20 protein-coding genes are annotated in these 17568 nt (G+C 33.3%); 15 read left to right on the top strand and 5 right to left on the bottom strand.

Annotated features, from left to right (window positions below; translation table 11 throughout):
* The first annotated feature begins 97 nt into the window (after positions 1-97).
* A complete protein-coding gene (locus ACYVEC_RS18880; protein ID WP_063222809.1) occupies positions 98-295 on the top strand; it encodes a DUF4083 domain-containing protein in 198 nt (65 codons plus the stop codon).
* 30 nt (positions 296-325) lie between these two features.
* Positions 326-787 (top strand): NUDIX hydrolase, encoded by a 462-nt coding sequence (locus ACYVEC_RS18875; protein ID WP_063222808.1) that lies wholly within the window; start codon positions 326-328, stop codon positions 785-787.
* Positions 788-834: 47 nt separating this feature from the next.
* Here ACYVEC_RS18875 and nadE read toward each other — a convergent pair whose 3' ends face one another.
* Positions 835-1653 (bottom strand): ammonia-dependent NAD(+) synthetase, encoded by an 819-nt coding sequence (nadE, locus tag ACYVEC_RS18870; RefSeq protein WP_063222807.1) that lies wholly within the window; start codon positions 1651-1653, stop codon positions 835-837.
* A 271-nt stretch (positions 1654-1924) separates the two neighbouring features.
* On the opposite strand from nadE, the gene ACYVEC_RS18865 reads away from it, so the two are divergent.
* The 3 genes from ACYVEC_RS18865 to ACYVEC_RS18855 all read left to right on the top strand — a co-directional run bounded on the left by ACYVEC_RS18865 (position 1925) and on the right by ACYVEC_RS18855 (position 5464).
* Positions 1925-3805 (top strand): FtsX-like permease family protein, encoded by a 1881-nt coding sequence (locus tag ACYVEC_RS18865; RefSeq protein WP_275719479.1) that lies wholly within the window; start codon positions 1925-1927, stop codon positions 3803-3805.
* Positions 3806-3919: 114 nt separating this feature from the next.
* Positions 3920-4207 carry an AbrB/MazE/SpoVT family DNA-binding domain-containing protein gene (locus ACYVEC_RS18860; RefSeq protein WP_063222805.1) on the top strand — a complete coding sequence of 96 codons (288 nt, stop codon included), beginning with the start codon at positions 3920-3922 and terminating at the stop codon, positions 4205-4207.
* A gap of 306 nt (positions 4208-4513) precedes the next feature.
* Positions 4514-5464, top strand: coding sequence for a serine protease (locus ACYVEC_RS18855; RefSeq protein WP_063222804.1), 951 nt, complete (start codon positions 4514-4516; stop codon positions 5462-5464).
* Between the two features lie 41 nt (positions 5465-5505).
* Here ACYVEC_RS18855 and ACYVEC_RS18850 read toward each other — a convergent pair whose 3' ends face one another.
* Complete coding sequence (locus ACYVEC_RS18850) at positions 5506-5814, bottom strand: ArsR/SmtB family transcription factor (RefSeq protein WP_063222803.1); 309 nt, start codon at positions 5812-5814, stop codon at positions 5506-5508.
* A 107-nt stretch (positions 5815-5921) separates the two neighbouring features.
* On the opposite strand from ACYVEC_RS18850, the gene ACYVEC_RS18845 reads away from it, so the two are divergent.
* From ACYVEC_RS18845 to ACYVEC_RS18835, 3 genes are all read left to right on the top strand, one after another.
* Positions 5922-6857, top strand: coding sequence for an aldo/keto reductase (locus tag ACYVEC_RS18845; protein WP_063222802.1), 936 nt, complete (start codon positions 5922-5924; stop codon positions 6855-6857).
* Between the two features lie 49 nt (positions 6858-6906).
* Positions 6907-8082 carry an MFS transporter gene (locus ACYVEC_RS18840; protein ID WP_063222801.1) on the top strand — a complete coding sequence of 392 codons (1176 nt, stop codon included), beginning with the start codon at positions 6907-6909 and terminating at the stop codon, positions 8080-8082.
* A 496-nt stretch (positions 8083-8578) separates the two neighbouring features.
* The gene (locus tag ACYVEC_RS18835) at positions 8579-8941 is read left to right on the top strand and encodes a DUF805 domain-containing protein (protein WP_063222800.1); all 363 of its coding nucleotides are present in this window, start codon (positions 8579-8581) and stop codon (positions 8939-8941) included.
* 207 nt (positions 8942-9148) lie between these two features.
* Here the strand turns inward: ACYVEC_RS18835 and ACYVEC_RS18830 are convergent, their stop codons facing one another.
* Positions 9149-9373 carry a hypothetical protein gene (locus ACYVEC_RS18830; RefSeq protein WP_000162606.1) on the bottom strand — a complete coding sequence of 75 codons (225 nt, stop codon included), beginning with the start codon at positions 9371-9373 and terminating at the stop codon, positions 9149-9151.
* An 84-nt stretch (positions 9374-9457) separates the two neighbouring features.
* Positions 9458-9805, bottom strand: a complete 348-nt coding sequence (locus ACYVEC_RS18825) for a DUF4257 domain-containing protein (protein WP_000426320.1) — start codon at positions 9803-9805, stop codon at positions 9458-9460.
* A gap of 196 nt (positions 9806-10001) precedes the next feature.
* Between ACYVEC_RS18825 and ACYVEC_RS18820 the strand changes: the two genes are divergently transcribed.
* The 5 genes from ACYVEC_RS18820 (at position 10002) to ACYVEC_RS18800 (ending at position 15066) form a co-directional block, all read left to right on the top strand.
* Positions 10002-10526: a DinB family protein gene (locus tag ACYVEC_RS18820; protein WP_063222799.1), complete on the top strand. Its 525-nt coding sequence runs from the start codon at positions 10002-10004 to the stop codon at positions 10524-10526.
* A gap of 182 nt (positions 10527-10708) precedes the next feature.
* Entirely contained in the window at positions 10709-11758 is a 1050-nt protein-coding gene (rsgA, locus tag ACYVEC_RS18815; RefSeq protein WP_460507717.1) for a ribosome small subunit-dependent GTPase A, read from the top strand.
* 204 nt (positions 11759-11962) lie between these two features.
* Positions 11963-13945, top strand: coding sequence for a HAMP domain-containing methyl-accepting chemotaxis protein (locus tag ACYVEC_RS18810; protein WP_063222797.1), 1983 nt, complete (start codon positions 11963-11965; stop codon positions 13943-13945).
* A gap of 195 nt (positions 13946-14140) precedes the next feature.
* Entirely contained in the window at positions 14141-14446 is a 306-nt protein-coding gene (locus ACYVEC_RS18805; protein WP_063222796.1) for a hypothetical protein, read from the top strand.
* A gap of 251 nt (positions 14447-14697) precedes the next feature.
* Positions 14698-15066 carry a DUF3979 family protein gene (locus ACYVEC_RS18800; protein WP_063222795.1) on the top strand — a complete coding sequence of 123 codons (369 nt, stop codon included), beginning with the start codon at positions 14698-14700 and terminating at the stop codon, positions 15064-15066.
* A 38-nt stretch (positions 15067-15104) separates the two neighbouring features.
* On the opposite strand, the gene ACYVEC_RS18795 is transcribed toward ACYVEC_RS18800, so the two are convergent.
* Entirely contained in the window at positions 15105-16145 is a 1041-nt protein-coding gene (locus tag ACYVEC_RS18795) for a YkvI family membrane protein (protein ID WP_063222794.1), read from the bottom strand.
* A 241-nt stretch (positions 16146-16386) separates the two neighbouring features.
* On the opposite strand from ACYVEC_RS18795, the gene ACYVEC_RS18790 reads away from it, so the two are divergent.
* A complete protein-coding gene (locus ACYVEC_RS18790) occupies positions 16387-16830 on the top strand; it encodes a Dps family protein (protein ID WP_063222793.1) in 444 nt (147 codons plus the stop codon).
* A gap of 106 nt (positions 16831-16936) precedes the next feature.
* Positions 16937-17392, top strand: a complete 456-nt coding sequence (locus tag ACYVEC_RS18785) for a DUF3939 domain-containing protein (RefSeq protein WP_063222792.1) — start codon at positions 16937-16939, stop codon at positions 17390-17392.
* Positions 17393-17568 lie beyond the last annotated feature (176 nt).

Genomic DNA, 17568 nt, shown 5'->3' with positions numbered 1-17568 from the left:
ACTTTTAGGGGTCACTTCAAAGGTGCTCTTTTTATTATGTATCACTTTAAAAAACAGAATTGTGTGATAAAATCAAAAGGAAGGATGTGGAATATAAATGAATTTGTTCGAAAACAACATATTTACATTGATATATATATGTTTGGTAATTGGACTTATCGTTTTATTTTTCTTATCATTTACTTTGTTTATTAGAAGATTATTACGAAGTAGCGCTGCAAAAAAACAACAAGTGATGCATATGAATCAGAAGCTAGATCGAATTATTGAATTGCTTGAAAAAGATAAGAAATAGCGACAGAAGATGTATGAAAAGGAGAAGGGGATGGCTAATTATATAAAAGAATTACGTGAAAAAGTAGGACACGACTGTGTTCTCATAAACTTTGCGGGTGGTTGCGTATTGAATGAGCATGGAGAAATATTGTTGCAAAAAAGAGGTGATTTTCACGCTTGGGGATTTCCTGGTGGTGCAATGGAAATCGGAGAATCTGCCGCAGAAACTGCGATTCGAGAAATAAAAGAAGAAACAGGTTATGATGTAGAAATAAATGAGCTTATCGGGGTATATACAAAATATTTTCAATCATATCCAAATGGAGACAGAGTCCAGTCAATTTTAATATTCTTTTCATGCTCAATTACCGGAGGAGAGAAAAAAGTAGACGGTGATGAAACATTGGATTTGAAGTTTTTCCCGCTAAACAAAATGCCACCATTGTTTAATCAACAACATGAGGATTGTTTGCAGGATTTAATAGAGAAAAGAGTAGGAATGTATCGCTAACATATAAAAAAGAAGCTAATCTTATTAGCTTCTTTTTTATATGTTATTTATTTCCACCAATCATCAAACATTGAAGCTGGTACGTGTCTTTTATGTTCGCTCACTGTGTAACGTTTTTCAATTTTTTCTGCAACGTCAGCTGGAACTGCTTTACCTTCTAAATAGTCATCAAGTTGATCATACGTAATACCTAACTCTGTTTCATCAGCTTGACCTGGTTTTTCATCTAATAAATCAGCTGTTGGCATTTTTAAGTAAAGTCGCTCGTCTGCACCTAATTCTTGTAATAGAGCGCGTCCTTGGCGTTTCGTTAATCCTGTTAATGGTAATAGGTCTGCGCCACCATCTCCGAATTTTGTAAAGAATCCTGTTACAGCTTCTGCAGCGTGATCTGTTCCGATAACAAGGAGCCCTTTTTGTCCACCGATTGCATATTGTGTAACCATGCGGATACGTGCTTTCACGTTACCTTTATTGAAATCAGTTAATGATTCACCTAATAAGTTTTCGTATTGATTTGAAAAAGTATCAACTGTTGAAGCGATATCAAATGCAACAGATTGATCCGCTTGAATAAATTGTAATGCTAATTGCGCATCATCTTCATCTTTTTGCACTTTATAAGGAAGGCGCACGGCGATAAACGTTGCTTTGCCACCTTCATTACGAATTTCCTCAACTGCAAGCTGAGCTAAACGTCCAGCTAATGTAGAGTCTTGTCCGCCACTAATTCCAAGTACAAACCCTTTTGCACCTGTTTTTTTTACATAATCTTTTAAGAAATCAACACGTTTACGGATTTCTGCTTTCGGATCAATTACAGGCTGAACATGTAATGCTTTCATAATCTGTTCTTGTAATGTCATTATGTTTTCCTCCTATTCATATTAAAGCGGTAAATAAGTTTATATGTATATTGGTACATACTTCTATCCTTTATTATTTCGCAAAACTAACGAATATACAATAGGATACGTGTATGAATATGAATGTAGTCATTATAATGAAACTGCTTCGTTTAAGCAATTTTTTTGGAACCTTTCAATAATGTAAGGTTTTTGTCATTTGAATCGATGGAAGGTATTTCCGGACTTTACTAATATAAGAACATAGTTAGTAGAAGGGCGGAGAAGTAATATGAACATTAGAGAACTCGCATATCGGAATGTCACGCGAAATAGACGAACATATTCAGCGTATTTTTTAAGTAGCGCATTTGCTATTATGGCCTTTTTTGTGTATTCATTTTTTGCGTTTCATCCAGCCTTAAGTGCTGGGAAATTGGGAAAATATGTGTTCGTAAGTATGTCTTTTGCACAGTCCATTATTTACTTATTCACATTTTTCTTTATTTTATATTCGATGGGAATGTTTTTAAAAACGAGAAAGCGTGAATTAGGAATTTTAATGATGTTAGGTATGACGAAATATCAATTAAAGCGTCTTATCTTTTTTGAAAATATTATGATCGGGATAGGGGCAATTATTTTTGGGATTCTTGCAGGAATGTTATTTTCCGGAATATTAATATTTGTAGCGCCAATGATATTAAAGTTAGATATTTCCTTAGCTTATTACATACCAATGAAAGCCATTGTTGTAACGAGTATTATGTTTTTCGTATTATTTATGATTATTTCATTGTTTAGTGCAGGAATGATCCGGAAGAATAAAATTATGAAATTGTTTAGAGGATCAGCAGAAGCGAAGCCGGAACCGAAAGCATCCATTATTTCTTCTATATTAGCAGTCATATTACTTAGTGCGGGATATGCAGGAGCGCTTATATCACACGGTGCAATGGTATTTATCATGATGATTCCAGTTACAACGGTAGTCATTATTGGTACGTATTTGCTGTACAAGCAGTTGAGTGTATTTATTATTAGACTATGTAAAAAAAGTAAACGTTTCTATTGGACACAGACAAATATTATTACTTTGTCAGATTTAGCTTACCGTATGAGAGATAACGCAAGAATGTTTTTTATTGTAACCATAATTTCAACTGTAGCATTTTCAGCAATAGGTACATTAGTTGGCTTTACATCAATGACAAAGACGATTATGGAGAGACCAATTGCGTTTCACTATCATTCTAAGCAAGGAAATAGTAATGAATTACAGCATATAAAAATGATTGACGAAGGATTAAAGAAACATAGTATAACAGTTTCAAAAACTAATATTTCGACGAAGAAAACGGAGGAGCAGTCGTTAAAAAGCGCCACCTTTATAAAAGAATCAGACTATAAGGAATATGCAAAGTTAACAGGAGAACCCTTTAATGCGGTATCAAAAAAAGAAGTTTTATTTTTGTCAGTCGATATACCAGGACCACCGATGAAAGAAAGAAAAGAAATTACTTTGCCACATTTGAATGAACCTTTAAAAGTGAAAAAATTTAATACTTCCTCATTAAGTAAAATAATAAGAGGTAACGTTTATGTAATCTCTAACAATCAGTATGATGCATTACAAGATAGATTTAAAGAGGAAAAAGATTATGTGTACAAAACAGAAGGAACGAAAGATGAAATTGAGGTTGGTAAAGAACTTACTAATCAGATGAAGCCTTATGAAGAACATGCAACGTTTAGTGCAGAAGAGTATGAACAAAACCAAAGTTTACAAATCGCAGGACCAATTCTATTTGTAGGTTTCTTTATTGGTATTGTATTTTTCGTATGTGCAGGAAGCTTCCTTTATTTCCGTTTGTTTTCTGATTTGGAGGATGATACTCGTTTGTTTGAAATGATTCGAAAAGTAGGCTTAACGAGTGGGGAATTATCGAAAGTGGTTACAATTCGATTGGCACTTTTATTCTTCGTTCCAATAGGTGTTGCAACATTACACGGAGCAGTAGCATTAACTGCATTAGGACAGATGTTTGAGTACTCACTATTTAAAGAAAATGCGATTGTATTAAGTATTTTCGTAGGAATTCAAATTGTATATTTCTTACTGATACGATCTCGTTATTTAAAACAATTGAAAGAGCGATTATGTATTCGTTAAATGTGTTTTTTTAACTTGAGTACAAAAAATTCTAAAAAGAGGCAGGTATTACCAAAAAGTGATAAAATGGAAAGAGCGAGGTGGAAAAATAATAGAAAGTAAGGAGGGAATAATATGAAAGCAACAGGAATTATTCGAAAAGTAGACGAATTAGGACGAATTGTTATTCCTAAAGAGTTACGAGAAGTATTAGGAATCCAAATCAAATCACCACTTGAAATTTTCGTAGAAGAAGATAAAGTCATTTTACAAAAATATCAACCTTACAATGCTTGTCAAATAACAGGTGATGTTTCAGATAAAAACATATCATTAGCAAATGGGAATATTACTGTTAGTATAGATGGAGCGAAACACTTAATAAAAGAAATAGAGAAGTTTTTAAACAAGAGTGAGGCTTAGTCTTAATTTGTATTATTTTTAAAATTTCATATCATTCTTGAAAAACTATAAAAGGACCAATTTAATGGTCCTTTTATTTTTATTTATTATTGGTTGAACCAATCGGATTTTTGTTACCTAAAAATTACGAGATAAATAAAAAGAGTAATATAGAGTTAGTAAGCATTATTGAGAAATATTTTGAAGGAAGGAAAACGAAACGAATAAAACGAATAAAACGAATAAAACGAATAAAACGAATGTTACATTTAAGTGTTTCTTATAGTGGTCTGAAATGAAAATAATATATTTTCAGGGGGGATTACGATGAACAGTAGTACAGCGAATAAACAAAAAGGTATACAATTGATTCCTTTTACTGTAAATAAGGTGGTTGAACAAGTAAATGAAATTCCACCAGGTGTACAACTCATTCATGCTCCGCAAGTATGGGAGAAGAGTGCGCAAGGAAAAGATATTGTTGTTGCCGTATTAGATACAGGATGTGATATGAATCATATAGATTTAAAGGATCGTATTATCGGTGGAAGAAATTTCACGAAAGATTACGAAGGGGATCCAAATATTTATCTTGATAATAACGGACACGGTACTCATGTAGCGGGGACAATTGCAGCGACTGAAAATGGTGTCGGTGTTTTAGGAGTCGCACCACTTGCTAAAATGTTAGTATTAAAGGTTTTAGCTGGAGATGGTTCTGGGAGTTATGAGCAAATTATTGAGGCGATTCATTATGCTGTAAATTGGAGAGGGCCTAATAAAGAAAAAGTTAGAGTTATTTCAATGTCACTTGGTGGCCCGCAAGACGTTCCAGAATTACATGAAGCAATTCAAAATGCGGTAAAGCAAGATGTTCTTGTTGTATGTGCTGCTGGTAATAATGGGGATTGTAATGATAATACGGAGGAACTAGATTTCCCAGGTGCCTATTCCGAAGTAATCGAAGTTGGCGCTGTCAATTTAGAGCGGAAAATCGCATGTTTTAGTAATTCAAATCAAGAAATTGATTTAGTGGCGCCAGGCGATGAAATATTATCTACGTATCCTGAGGGGAAATATGCGGTATTAAGTGGAACTTCTATGGCGACACCGCATGTCGCTGGAGCGCTAGCATTGCTTATAAAGCAGTGTGAAAGGGAATATGGTAGAAAATTATCAGAGCCAGAAATATATGCACAACTTATTAAAAGAACTGTACCTTTAGGATATGAACGTACATCTGAAGGGAATGGATTAATAGATTTATTAAAAGAATAGAAAATACTAAAAAAACATCTCATATGAATATGAGATGTTTTTTAGTATGGTTCTGTCGCATGTGTTACGACGTTTAATAAACCCGGGAATCTAGCATTTAAGTCATCTTCACGAATTGAAATGAAACGTTGAGTTCCTTCAAGGCGTGTATACATAACACCGGATTCACGTAAAACTTTGAAATGGTGAGATAAAGTTGATTTCGCAATCGGAATGTTTAACGAACCACAAGATTGTTCATTTTTCTCTAGTAGCATAGTTACAATTTGCAAACGAATTTGATCGCTAAGTGCGTATAAGACAGAAGAGAATTGAATTTCTTCTCGATTTGGATGATAGAGAGTACGCATTTTTTCACCTGCTTGTATAAGTTAATATATTTGCACTATAACATATAAAATGCTATATTTCTATTGTTCGAATATATTCGAACAATAGAAATATAGGGGGAGAAAAAATGAAGTATACAAAATTGCACAAGGCAGGACTAAATATTTCAAAGTTGGGGTTAGGAACAAATGCTATTGGAGGACATAATTTATATGCTGATGTGAACGAGGAAGAAGGGAAACGATTAATAGAAGAAGCTATCCAGCAAGGGATTACCTTTTTTGATACAGCAGATTCATACGGTTTCGGTAGATCAGAAGAATTAGTAGGAGAAGTATTAAAAGGAAAACGCCACGAAGTTGTACTTGCTACAAAAGGTGGAATACAGCCGTTATTAAATGGAGGGGTTTATATTAATAATGAACCAAGCTATTTAAGAAATGCTGTAGAAAATAGTTTAAGAAGATTACAAACTGATTATATTGATTTATATTATTTACATTTTACAAATTCTGAAACAAGTTACATAGATTCAATTGGAGAGCTTACTCGCCTAAAAGCAGAAGGAAAAATTCGTTCAATTGGCATATCTAACGTAAACGTAGAACAATTAAAAGAAGCGAATCAACATGGTCATATAGATGTTGTACAATCACCGTATAATATGTTAGATCGTACTGCTGGGGAAAAACTTTTGCCATATTGTATAGAATTAGGTATTTCATTTATTCCTTACGGGCCTCTTGCTTTTGGGATACTAGGCGGTAAATATACAGAAGATTTTAAATTAAACGAAGGAGATTGGCGTCAAAGTGTAAATCTATTTGAAGAGAATACATATAAGAATAACTTTAAGAAAGTTGAAAAGTTAAAAGGCTTAGCTAAAGAAAAGGATCTCGAAGTATCGCATTTAGCTTTAGCGTGGTTATTAAACAAAAAAGGAATTGATACTGTTATTCCTGGTGGGAAACGAGCGGAGCAAATAAAAGAAAGTGTAAGAGCGGTGGAAGTTTCATTGAATGAAAAGGTTATAAAAGAGATTGAATCTATTTTAGAAGATTAGTTGAAAGGAGGGATATTTCCCTCTTTTTATATAAAAGGAGAAGATTTAAATGAAAAGAGTACTAGCTGTATTCTTTACAATCATGTTTATGATCGGTACAGATACTTTCTTAATTTCACCACTTTTACCGACTTTACAACAGGTGTATCATATTTCAACTGAGTTGTCAGGGTGGATGGTGAGTTCATATGCTTTAGGATACGCTGGATTTGCGCTTATCACTGGTCCTATATCAGATGGCTTAAACAGAAAAAAAGTGATGGTAATAGGAATGAGTTTTTTTGCGATAAGTACGTTTTTATGTGGAATTGCACCGAGTTTTCTATGGATGCTAACATTTAGATTCTTAGCAGGTGTAAGTGCAGCCTTTGTATCTCCACAAGTGTGGGCATCTATTCCGCTCCTAATAGAGAAGAAGCAAATTGTAAAAGCGATTGGAATTGCAACAGCAGGGCTATCAATCGCCCAAATTTTAGGACTGCCAATTGGAGCATATTTAGCAACGAAACATTATACAACACCATTCTTCGTCATTGGTATATTATCAGCACTACTTGTCGTTCTTATTTATGTAGTATTACCAGAAATACAACCGGTTCACATAGGTGGAAATAAAACAAACATTTTAAAACGCTATAAACAATTACTTACAGATTCAAAGGCTTCAGTATCTTATTTTGCATATTTTGTTTTTCAAACTGGTAATTTTGCTGCATTTTCATTCTTTGGTGTGTGGCTTTCCAGTCAATTTGGCTTACAAGTTCATGAAGTAGGTACAGCTATGCTCGTATTAGGATTAGGAAATTTAACTGGGAATATTTTTGGTCCTAGAATCGTAAATAAAATTGGTTATAACCTTTCTTTCTATGGCGGCATTATATTTATAGCAGTGCTATATGTATTACTTCCTCATATAAAGAACATTATATTTGTGGAGTTATTATTTTTTGTTTTATTTTTTGTGACAGGAATTTTGTTTGTATTGATGATGAGGCACTTACAAAACATGTCTATTGTAGCAAGAGGAACAGGAGCAGCTCTTGCTAATGCTTCGATGTATATTGGTCAAATGATAGGAGCGGCAATAGCAGGACTGCTATTTGCGGCATCTCACAATTTTATATTTGTAGGTAGTTTTACTGCTTTCCTATATGTAGTCGCTTTATTATTGTTTAGAAAAAGTGAAAAACTTACTGGAAATCGTGAAACAGGAATTGCTTCATAAAGCCTGTTCAAATAAAAAATAGCTGTATTTCTTCGGTTGAGGTGACATCAAATAAAACGAGTACAAGAAGTGCGGTTAGTGTAGCAATGAAAACTTCAGTTGAAAACCAAATATGAAATATATTAAATCAATATTAGAAGAGTAATAATACACGAAGTAGTTTTTAAGTGCAGAAGCTACAGAAAGTAGAGAAATAGTGTATAGGCATTGTAACAAAGCTATGGAGAATCAAAAAATAAAAATCCCTACAGAGATAGGGATTTATATATCGGCATATAGTTCCTTGGAAAGGATGTACTTAGTATAACATATAGGACTACTTATATTTGTGAAGTAGATGTGAAAGTAATGTGAAAAATCTTGAAAAAAACACTATTTAAATAGTGAATAATGTAGATAAGAGTATGGATTTTACATAAATATTATATTATATTTTTACTTATATGTTAAAGGTTACATATTTTTATATTGTTGGGGATAAAAGGGAGAGATTTAAATGCAATGGTATTTGAACGCTCTAAAGAATTATGGGAATTTTAGTGGTAGAGCTACGCGAAAAGAGTACTGGATTTTTAGTTTATCCAATATCGTAATTTTTTGGCTACTTTTGTTTTTATCATCATTTTCAGAGGTTTTGGTTGCTATTATTGCATTGCTATTTATGTTAGTAATGATTATACCAAGCTTTTCGGTTGGAGCACGTCGGTTACATGATATTGGGAAAACAGGATGGTGGCAACTACTAAATTTTGTACCATTTGGTAGCGTTGTTTTACTTGTATTTTTCATCATTGAAAGTGAAGAAAATGACAATCAATACGGACCAAATCCGCATACAAAGTTAAAAGAAGCGATTTAATAAACTAATTTCGTATATAGCATTACTAGTTCAACAAATTTTGCTTAATTTATCTATTCTTAAAATGGTTTACATGAGGTTATATTATTAGGTTGATCTAAGCCAATATGACTTTTGGATCAGTAAAAATGGGAAGAATAAAGGCAGAGTGAAAGTATCATGGTAAGAAAAAATTTCTAAATAAAAAACACTGTTTTAGCTAATTAACTAAAACAGTGCTTTTCTTTTTGATTGAACAGTTGCTGCATTTTCATCATGTATGCCTGCATCTTTAATAATTCGTTGTTTTGCTTTATTTAATAGATGGTTTACTGCTTCACCAAAATAGTTAGCTTCGCTTTTTGTGCGGGCTTCTCGTAAACATTTATAGTTTTCTAGCAGTTCCTCTTTTTCAGTGTTTGTTAAGAAATCTTCTATTTTCTTTTTTGTCATACGAAACACCCTTTCTTCTGACAAACGACGCAATAGAAAATATTTATTGTTTATTATAGCAATAATTTTTAAAGAAAGTATAGACTAACGTCGTAATAATTTGTCAATTTCTTGAATCTTCTCATCAGCTTTCCCAATTTGTGTATTTTTAGCCTGCTCACCACCAAGCGCTTGGTGCAGTAAGAAAGTCTGACCGGAAATAGCAGTCACAATGGATACTTTAATAATTTCTTTTATTAAGGTGACATCGAATAAAACGAGTCCAAGAAGTGCAGCTAAACTACCAGTGAAAATATCAGTCAAAAACCCAAAGTGAAAAAAAGTTTTCAAACGGCGTGGAAGCAATAACTTACCTTGGTTATTGATTAGATGGGAAACGAAACCGGTAATGCCACCAACGAGAACAGCAGTTAGCCATTGATACATTTCCATCGAATCCACTCCTTTTAGTGAATAAGATTCGATTATTTTATATTGATTCCTTTTAATATTTCATAGAAGCATATTGAGAAAGTTTGTTTGGGTGTATTACCTATTCAATTTAATTATAACAGAAAAATCTGATATATATGAGTCTATTATATGAAGCGGTTATTCCTTAATATGAATGTAGAAAGGGGTGCGTGATATGAATATAGATTACCGAATAAGAAGTGTGGATGGTTATACAAAAAATATAGGGGAATTAGTAAGCATGCTGGAGCATACGAGGGCTGTAACATTACAGGGAATAAAAGATCTATCAGTTGAGCAATTAGATTTAATTATACCGAGTGGAGGGAATTCCATTGGAGCGTTACTAAAGCATATAGCAGCTATAGAAAAAGCTCACCAACTTATTTCATTTCAAGGGCGTGACTTCACAAAGGAAGAATTAGAAATATGGGAAGACGCACTGTATTTAGGGGAAGCGGGGAGAACAATCCATGGTCATGAAATACAGTATTATGTAAAACTTCTACAAAGTGTTCGAGAAGAATCTTTGAAGTATTTGAGTAAACAAGATGATGAATGGCTAATGTCAGAAAGAAAGTGGCCTAACGGTGTAGCGCATAACCAGCATTATCTGTGGTTTCACGTGCTAGAAGATGAGATTAGTCATCGTGGACAAATTAGAATGATGAAAAAATTGTTTGAAAATTACGTTAAATGAGGTAGCTTTTTAAATAAATATTCCATATAATGAGAGTAATTAAAATGAGAACGGGGTGATGTATTATGGCGAAAATAACTTATATGAATAATAAACCAAATACAAAGGTGGATGGAAAGGGCGAGACTATATAAGTGAGCGCACGATCCTTCCACTTAGCTTACACTAGGGAGGATATCAATTTGAATCAAAATATTTTAGAATCGTTCGGCTGGGATTCTTTTTTTGAGGAACGAGTTGTAGAGAACTTTGAAGTAGGACGAATTTTACTTGAGCATAAGCATATATATCGAATTATTTGTAATGATGGTGAATATATGGCAGAGCTGTCTGGAAGGTTTCGACATGAAGCAGTAACGAAGGGAGATTATCCAGCAGTTGGTGATTGGGTGTATATAAAGAAAATAGAGAATGAAAAGAAGGCAATTATTCATCGCATTTTTCCGAGAAGAAGCTCTTTTTCTAGACAAGAGGCTGGTAATCGAACGGAAGAACAAGTAATAGCGGCCAATGTAGATTATTTATTTTTAGTGAATGCACTGAACCATGATTTTAACGTAAGAAGAATAGAACGTTATTTACTATTAGCGTATGAAAGCGGTGCGATACCAGTTATTGTTTTAACAAAGAGTAGCTTATGTGAAGACGTGGAACAGAAAATTGTAGAAACGGAAGCTGTAGCAATTGGTGTTCCAATCTTCGTCGTTGATAGTTTAGAGCATACTGGGATTGAATCGTTGCAGCAATTTGTTGCTTCAGGAAAAACAATTGCTTTAGTCGGTTCATCTGGGGTTGGAAAATCCACTTTATTAAATGCAGTCATAGGAATTGAAGTAGCAAAAACGGGAGATATTCGTGAGGAAGATAGTAAAGGAAGACATACGACAACGCATCGTGAATTGTTCCGATTACCGAGTGGTGGTTTAGTTATTGATACACCAGGCATGAGGGAACTACAACTTTGGGAAGGAAGCGATGCGATTCAAACAACATTTTCTGATATTGAAGAACTAGCAAAAACGTGCCGTTTCCGAGATTGTAAGCATGAAAATGAGCCAGGGTGTGCAGTGCATAATGCAATTGATAACGGAATTATTACGATAAATCGTTTGCAAAGCTATAAAAAATTACAAAAAGAACTGGCGTATTTTATGAGAAAACAAGATGCTATTCTTGCAAGAGCAGAGCGTGATAAGTGGAAAAAGATTACTAAACAGCATAAAAAAATGTGAAAAGCCAAAGGGGGATTCCCTTTGGCTTTTTGTATTTGTAAATTTTATAATAATATTATTCATATATATGGACAAAGAGAAATTATTTGTTTAAACTTTACAAAGTATTCATCATAATAGGTTATGAAAATAATAATTAGGGAATGGGAAATATTTATAGTTCACTAAATTTAACTTTTGAAATTGAAAAGCAGGAGGTTTGTAATGGGTAGACTATTAAATTGGTTTCGTGATATGAAAGTAGCAAAAAAACTACTAATTTCATTTTTCGTCATTTTAATTGCGGCTGTTTCTATTATCGGAGGCATGTCTTATCAAACAGCTAAAAAGAATTTTGAATCACAAATTACGAGTAGTGCTAACGACAATATAAAAATACTGGATAATTTAATCAATCAAATGATTGATGCGAAATTTAATGACGTGAATAGTTTTGCACGGGTGATTCAAGGGAATATGTATCAAAGCGATAGTCATGATGAATTAAGGAAAATGTTATCTCAATATATAAATTTAAATAAAGATGTTGAACAAGTATATGTTGCCGGAAATGATAAAAAATTTGTGCAAGAACCAAATATACAAATGGCAGCAGACTATGATCCCACAGAGCGTTCTTGGTATAAAGATGCAGTTGCAAAACAAGGTGGCATTGTAATTACTGAGCCGTATAAGGCAAAAGGAAATGGACATATTGTCGTAACAATTGCAAAACAAACAGAAGATAAAAACGGTGTTGTTGCAGTAGATTTAAGTTTAGATAATTTATTAAAAACAACAAAGTTAATCAATATTGGTAAAAAAGGATATGCTTTCATTTTAGATGGGAAACAAAAAATAATTGCTCATCCACAAGAAAAATCAGGAGATAAGGCAGCTGATTCTTGGGCAAAGAAAATTTACGAAGATAATCATGGTGCTTTTTCTTACTCTTATGGCGATAGTGAAAAGAAAATGGTATTTGCTACGAATGTAAAAACAGGTTGGAAAATTGGCGGGACGATGTACTCAAATGAAGTAATTGAAGCTGCGCAGCCTGTATTTTATAATATGTTAATTGTTATGTTCATTTCATTAGTTATAGGCGGAGCTCTTATTTATTTTGTGACACTTTCTATAACGAAGCCATTAAAAAGATTAGTTGCCACTTCTAAAGAAATAAGTGAGGGAGATTTAACACAAACAATTGAAATTCATTCTAATGATGAAATTGGTCAACTTGCAAAAGGATTTAATGAGATGACAGATGCATTGCGAACGTTAATCGGAAGAATTAATACTTCGGCTGGACATGTTGCAGCAGCATCAGAAGAGCTAACGGCAAGTGTAAGACAGGCCAGTGAAGCGACTGAGCAAATTACAACGGCAATGGATGAAATATCGAGCGGGGCAACAACGCAAACGACAAGTGTAGAAAATGGTGCAATGTTACTATTTGATGTAACAGAAGGAATTCAGCATGTAGCAAATAGTTCATCATCAATTAATACGGCTTCTGCTCATACTCGTGAAAAAGCAGAAGATGGTGGAAAACTGGTCGGAAAAACAGTAAATCAAATGCAGTCTATTGCAGAATCTGTTTCGCAATCAGATGAAGTTATACAGTTATTAAATAATAAATCAAAACAAATTGGTGACATACTAGAAGTAATTCAAAATATCGCAGATCAAACAAATCTTCTAGCTTTGAATGCAGCAATTGAAGCTGCAAGAGCAGGAGAGCACGGAAGAGGATTTGCAATCGTTGCAGATGAAGTACGTAAATTGGCGGAGAAGTCTAGCGTATCCTCTAGTGAAATTAGTAAATTAATATGTGAAATACAAGATGACATGAGTAAGACGGTAAAGTCTATGGGTCATGTAAATGAAGAAGTTCAATCTGGACTTGTTATTGCGAATGAAACGAAGCAAAACTTTAATGAGATTTTACAATCTACAAATGAAATTGCAGATCAAATTAAAACGATGGTTGAAACGGCTAACGGGATGTCAAAAGGTGCAAATGAAGTGTCTATTTCAGTAGGGCAAATTGCAATGACAGCACAGAATAATGCGACGAGTACTCAAAACGTTGCAGCATCGGCAGAAGAACAACTAGCGTCCATCGAAGAGATTAGTTCTGCAGCTGGTACATTATCTCAAATGGCTGAAGAGTTACAAGGGTTAATTGAAAGATTTAAAGTTTAACAGAGGACAGGCTAACTCCAAAATAGCAGTATGCTATTGGAGTAGTCTGTTTTTATTATGTAAAATTTAATGGGGCAGAGGGTAATTTGATAGTATTTAAAGGTATATTTTGTATAATATTTGTCGAAAAATAGAGGTATTTGTTAACTTTGTGTATAATTATAATCATATAGAATACAAATAAAGGAGATTAATATGGGAGTGTATTGGGGGACAAAAAGACATTCTTGGCTTAGTTATGTCTCATTTTGGTTAAGTATTTCATTTTTTATCGTTTTTCTAATTGAGGTGTTTATATTAAAAACACTTTCGAATAGTTCGGTGCAAATAGTTAAATATTTTTATTTTATATTTGTACCAGTAAATATTTTTATTAGTTTAAAGTTACTATTTAAGAAGAATGAAAAGAAAGCATTACCTATTTTTAGTTTCATTGTATCATTATTGTTTGCAATTTTAATACTAGTATTAGCATTAGCAGCTACTGGGAAATTCTTTTAAGGAGAGTGATATAAGTCACTCTTCTTTTTTGTTGTGAGCAAATAATGAATGGGTACAGGTTTAAAATATAAGGGGGGAAGTAATAAAGTAAGCCATATAATAATAAAGACTAAATAAAGTGTTTTATATAGACTTATGAAGCAAATGAATACGGTAAGAACAGCGATATATGGTACAATACATATGGATAGTGATAGAGATAAAGGGTATATAAAATACTCATCGTTTTTTAGTAAGAGAGGGGTTATCTTATGCTATACGAGGATTTGATGACATTATTTCAAGCAGCTCCGAAAGAAGAAGGTAGAGGCGGCTGGAAATATATAATCCAGGAACGAAATGATAAATATGAAATTGTTGATGAAATGTTGAAAAATCGAATGAGTGTTGAATTGTATTTTAATGAATATGATGAGGTGAAAATCACTTTATATAAAGATGGAATGCCTATTTCTACTATGCAAAGAATTGCGATTTCAAAAGTTGAATTAGACGAAGAGGAAGAAGGGATTCAATTCGTTTTAGAACGTATGCCTAGTCGGATGGTTCGGTTGCAATTAAAGCCATATTTGGCATTGGAAATGGGGCCGTACTGGGAAGTATGTGATGATTGTGAATGAACGTATAAAAAAAGCATCCAATAACATGGATGCTTCTTTTATGTTTTTTGAAGTTGTTTAAAAGCAATAATCGGAAGTAAAATGATGCTGACCCATCCAATTATAGGATATAGAATGTGGAGTAATTCACTGTAACCTACGTAACTAAAGCAATAACTTATTAGTAAAATGAAGAAAATAATATTGTTATTTTTCCAGCCAGTGATGGATTGCATTTGTTTTGTCATTCCGAACACATTGCCAACTAAAGTTGTGAACACTTCACCGAAAATGATAAGAACAAAGAAAAAGTGAAAAGTTGTATTGAATTTTCTTATGACTTCAGCCATTGGGATATTATATTGATAAAATTGGTCGACTGATAAGATAGCTAAATGGCTACATAATAAAATTAAAGAAAGTCCGGCACCACCTAAAATACCGCCCCATAAAATGGCTTTTCGATCTTTTACTTCACTGGCTAACGGGACGAGAACGCTTTGGGCGAGAGAAAGATTTAAGGCGACATATGTAATAGGACTAGTTATCCACTTCATATTCCAGCTTTCTGCAGGAATAGTGTTACTAATGGGAGTTGTACCGTGAAAAAATGTTGTAATAGCAAGTCCGATAATAAAAATCATCATAATAGGTACGACAAGTGTATTAACTTCAAAAACACCTTGTAATCCGCGACTCCCTATAATGAGACAGGCGATTACTGTAATAAAAATACCAAGTTGTCTTGGTAAACGAAGTTGCTCTTCAAATACTGCACCAGCTCCTGATAACATAACGCTCGTTACACCAAATAATACGAGTAATAATAGTGTATTTACAACGTTACCAAATACATCCCCAAATAAATATTTGTTAAATTCTTGCGCTGAAAATGCACCGATTTGTGAGGAGAGTAACATCATTTTTGTACCGAGCCAAATAAAAAAAAATCCACTTACACATATGCCAATTGTTCCATAAAAGCCATTCACTGTAAAAAATTCAACAATTTCTCGTCCAGTAGCAAATCCAGCTCCAACGACTGTTCCAATATAAGTAGCAGCGACTTTCTTTGCTACTTGCCATTGTTGATTGTCCATGTTATCCCTCTTTCTACTACGATGAGCTTGATTTACTATTATGCATATGTATGAGCTTGGACAATTAGACGTACGAAGTGTTTGAAAACATACATGAATTAATAGATATTAGGGAAGTATTAAAGGTGTTAAAACTTTGTTACATATGAGCCAATCGTTCGAAAGGATAGGGAATGTATGGTAAAATGTAACTAGGTTATTAAAAGAAAAACAGTATGAAATAATAAGAGGAGTGGATTGTATGAGTACGAAAACAAATGTTGTTGAAGTATTAAACAAGCAGGTAGCAAACTGGAATGTGTTATATGTGAAACTACATAATTATCACTGGTATGTGACAGGACCGCACTTCTTTACATTACATGAGAAATTTGAAGAGTTTTACAATGAAGCTGGAACGTATATTGATGAATTAGCAGAACGTATTTTAGCATTGGAAGGTAAACCGCTAGCGACAATGAAAGAATATCTTGCTACTTCTAGTGTCAGCGAAGGGACAAGCAAGGAATCCGCAGAGGAAATGGTGCAAACATTAGTGAATGATTACTCTGCACTTATTCAAGAATTAAAAGAAGGTATGGAAGTTGCTAGTGAAGCTGGAGATGAAACATCAGCGGATATGTTGTTAGCAATTCATACAACATTAGAGCAACATGTATGGATGCTAAGTGCGTTCTTAAAATAAATATAAGAATATAAAGAAAAAAGTCATTGAAAAATTCTTTCAATGACTTTTTTGTGATTTTTCAGTTTTCTTTTATGCTATAATATAGTAAAAAGGAGGCGATGCAATGTTTCGCTTTTTCAAAACTGGAAAAGAAGAGCGTGAAATTACGAAAGATGAATTAGAACAAGCGATGGCTAAGTTTCTAGAAACGAATGCTAATATCGTTTATACAGTATTAGTAAATGATGATTATACAGTAAATTATGATTTGTTAAAGCCGTATTTACCTGCATTTCCAACAAACCTTTTTCTTATTACGAAGGAAACGCTTGAGGTATTTGAACATACAGAAGAAAACTTAAACCTAGTGAAAGAAATTGATATCGTACAAAAAGCAGTAGATCAATATGTAACAGAAAAAGAAATGTTTCCAATTGTTGAAGGTAGTGAAGATCGCCTTATATGCGGGGTGAAATTAGGGCCGTATTTAAATCGTATATTAAAAAGAAACTTATATATTTCAGAAAAGCATTATTTAGTTTCAAGTAAACCAGATAGAAAAAAACAAAAGAGTGGGTAGATGTATGGAAAACAACAATAAATATATTGTTGTCTTTTTTTGTTTGTGAAAATATTGATTTTTCAGTTTATTAAACTTTATAATAAAATTATTGGACAAAGTGGAGTAATGATTAAGTATCATTACAAGAATAAAGTATTGTTAGCGTGGGTTATATACATTGATTATAGAATGGT

The organism is Bacillus sp. MN7755, from assembly GCF_054771475.1.
The sequence above is the reverse complement of the archived record's forward strand: the minus strand, read 5'-3'. Positions and strand labels throughout refer to the sequence as shown.

Excerpts from the sequence above, each read along its gene's own strand:
- ACYVEC_RS18880 (WP_063222809.1), top strand. The coding sequence starts at position 98 with ATGAATTTGTTCGAAAACAACATATTTACATTGATATATATATGTTTG.
- ACYVEC_RS18875 (WP_063222808.1), top strand. The coding sequence starts at position 326 with ATGGCTAATTATATAAAAGAATTACGTGAAAAAGTAGGACACGACTGT.
- nadE (WP_063222807.1), bottom strand. The coding sequence starts at position 1,653 with ATGACATTACAAGAACAGATTATGAAAGCATTACATGTTCAGCCTGTA.
- ACYVEC_RS18865 (WP_275719479.1), top strand. The coding sequence starts at position 1,925 with ATGAACATTAGAGAACTCGCATATCGGAATGTCACGCGAAATAGACGA.
- ACYVEC_RS18860 (WP_063222805.1), top strand. The coding sequence starts at position 3,920 with ATGAAAGCAACAGGAATTATTCGAAAAGTAGACGAATTAGGACGAATT.
- ACYVEC_RS18855 (WP_063222804.1), top strand. The coding sequence starts at position 4,514 with ATGAACAGTAGTACAGCGAATAAACAAAAAGGTATACAATTGATTCCT.
- ACYVEC_RS18850 (WP_063222803.1), bottom strand. The coding sequence starts at position 5,814 with ATGCGTACTCTCTATCATCCAAATCGAGAAGAAATTCAATTCTCTTCT.
- ACYVEC_RS18845 (WP_063222802.1), top strand. The coding sequence starts at position 5,922 with ATGAAGTATACAAAATTGCACAAGGCAGGACTAAATATTTCAAAGTTG.
- ACYVEC_RS18840 (WP_063222801.1), top strand. The coding sequence starts at position 6,907 with ATGAAAAGAGTACTAGCTGTATTCTTTACAATCATGTTTATGATCGGT.
- ACYVEC_RS18835 (WP_063222800.1), top strand. The coding sequence starts at position 8,579 with ATGCAATGGTATTTGAACGCTCTAAAGAATTATGGGAATTTTAGTGGT.
- ACYVEC_RS18830 (WP_000162606.1), bottom strand. The coding sequence starts at position 9,373 with ATGACAAAAAAGAAAATAGAAGATTTCTTAACAAACACTGAAAAAGAG.
- ACYVEC_RS18825 (WP_000426320.1), bottom strand. The coding sequence starts at position 9,805 with ATGGAAATGTATCAATGGCTAACTGCTGTTCTCGTTGGTGGCATTACC.
- ACYVEC_RS18820 (WP_063222799.1), top strand. The coding sequence starts at position 10,002 with ATGAATATAGATTACCGAATAAGAAGTGTGGATGGTTATACAAAAAAT.
- ACYVEC_RS18810 (WP_063222797.1), top strand. The coding sequence starts at position 11,963 with ATGGGTAGACTATTAAATTGGTTTCGTGATATGAAAGTAGCAAAAAAA.
- ACYVEC_RS18805 (WP_063222796.1), top strand. The coding sequence starts at position 14,141 with ATGGGAGTGTATTGGGGGACAAAAAGACATTCTTGGCTTAGTTATGTC.
- ACYVEC_RS18800 (WP_063222795.1), top strand. The coding sequence starts at position 14,698 with ATGCTATACGAGGATTTGATGACATTATTTCAAGCAGCTCCGAAAGAA.
- ACYVEC_RS18795 (WP_063222794.1), bottom strand. The coding sequence starts at position 16,145 with ATGGACAATCAACAATGGCAAGTAGCAAAGAAAGTCGCTGCTACTTAT.
- ACYVEC_RS18790 (WP_063222793.1), top strand. The coding sequence starts at position 16,387 with ATGAGTACGAAAACAAATGTTGTTGAAGTATTAAACAAGCAGGTAGCA.
- ACYVEC_RS18785 (WP_063222792.1), top strand. The coding sequence starts at position 16,937 with ATGTTTCGCTTTTTCAAAACTGGAAAAGAAGAGCGTGAAATTACGAAA.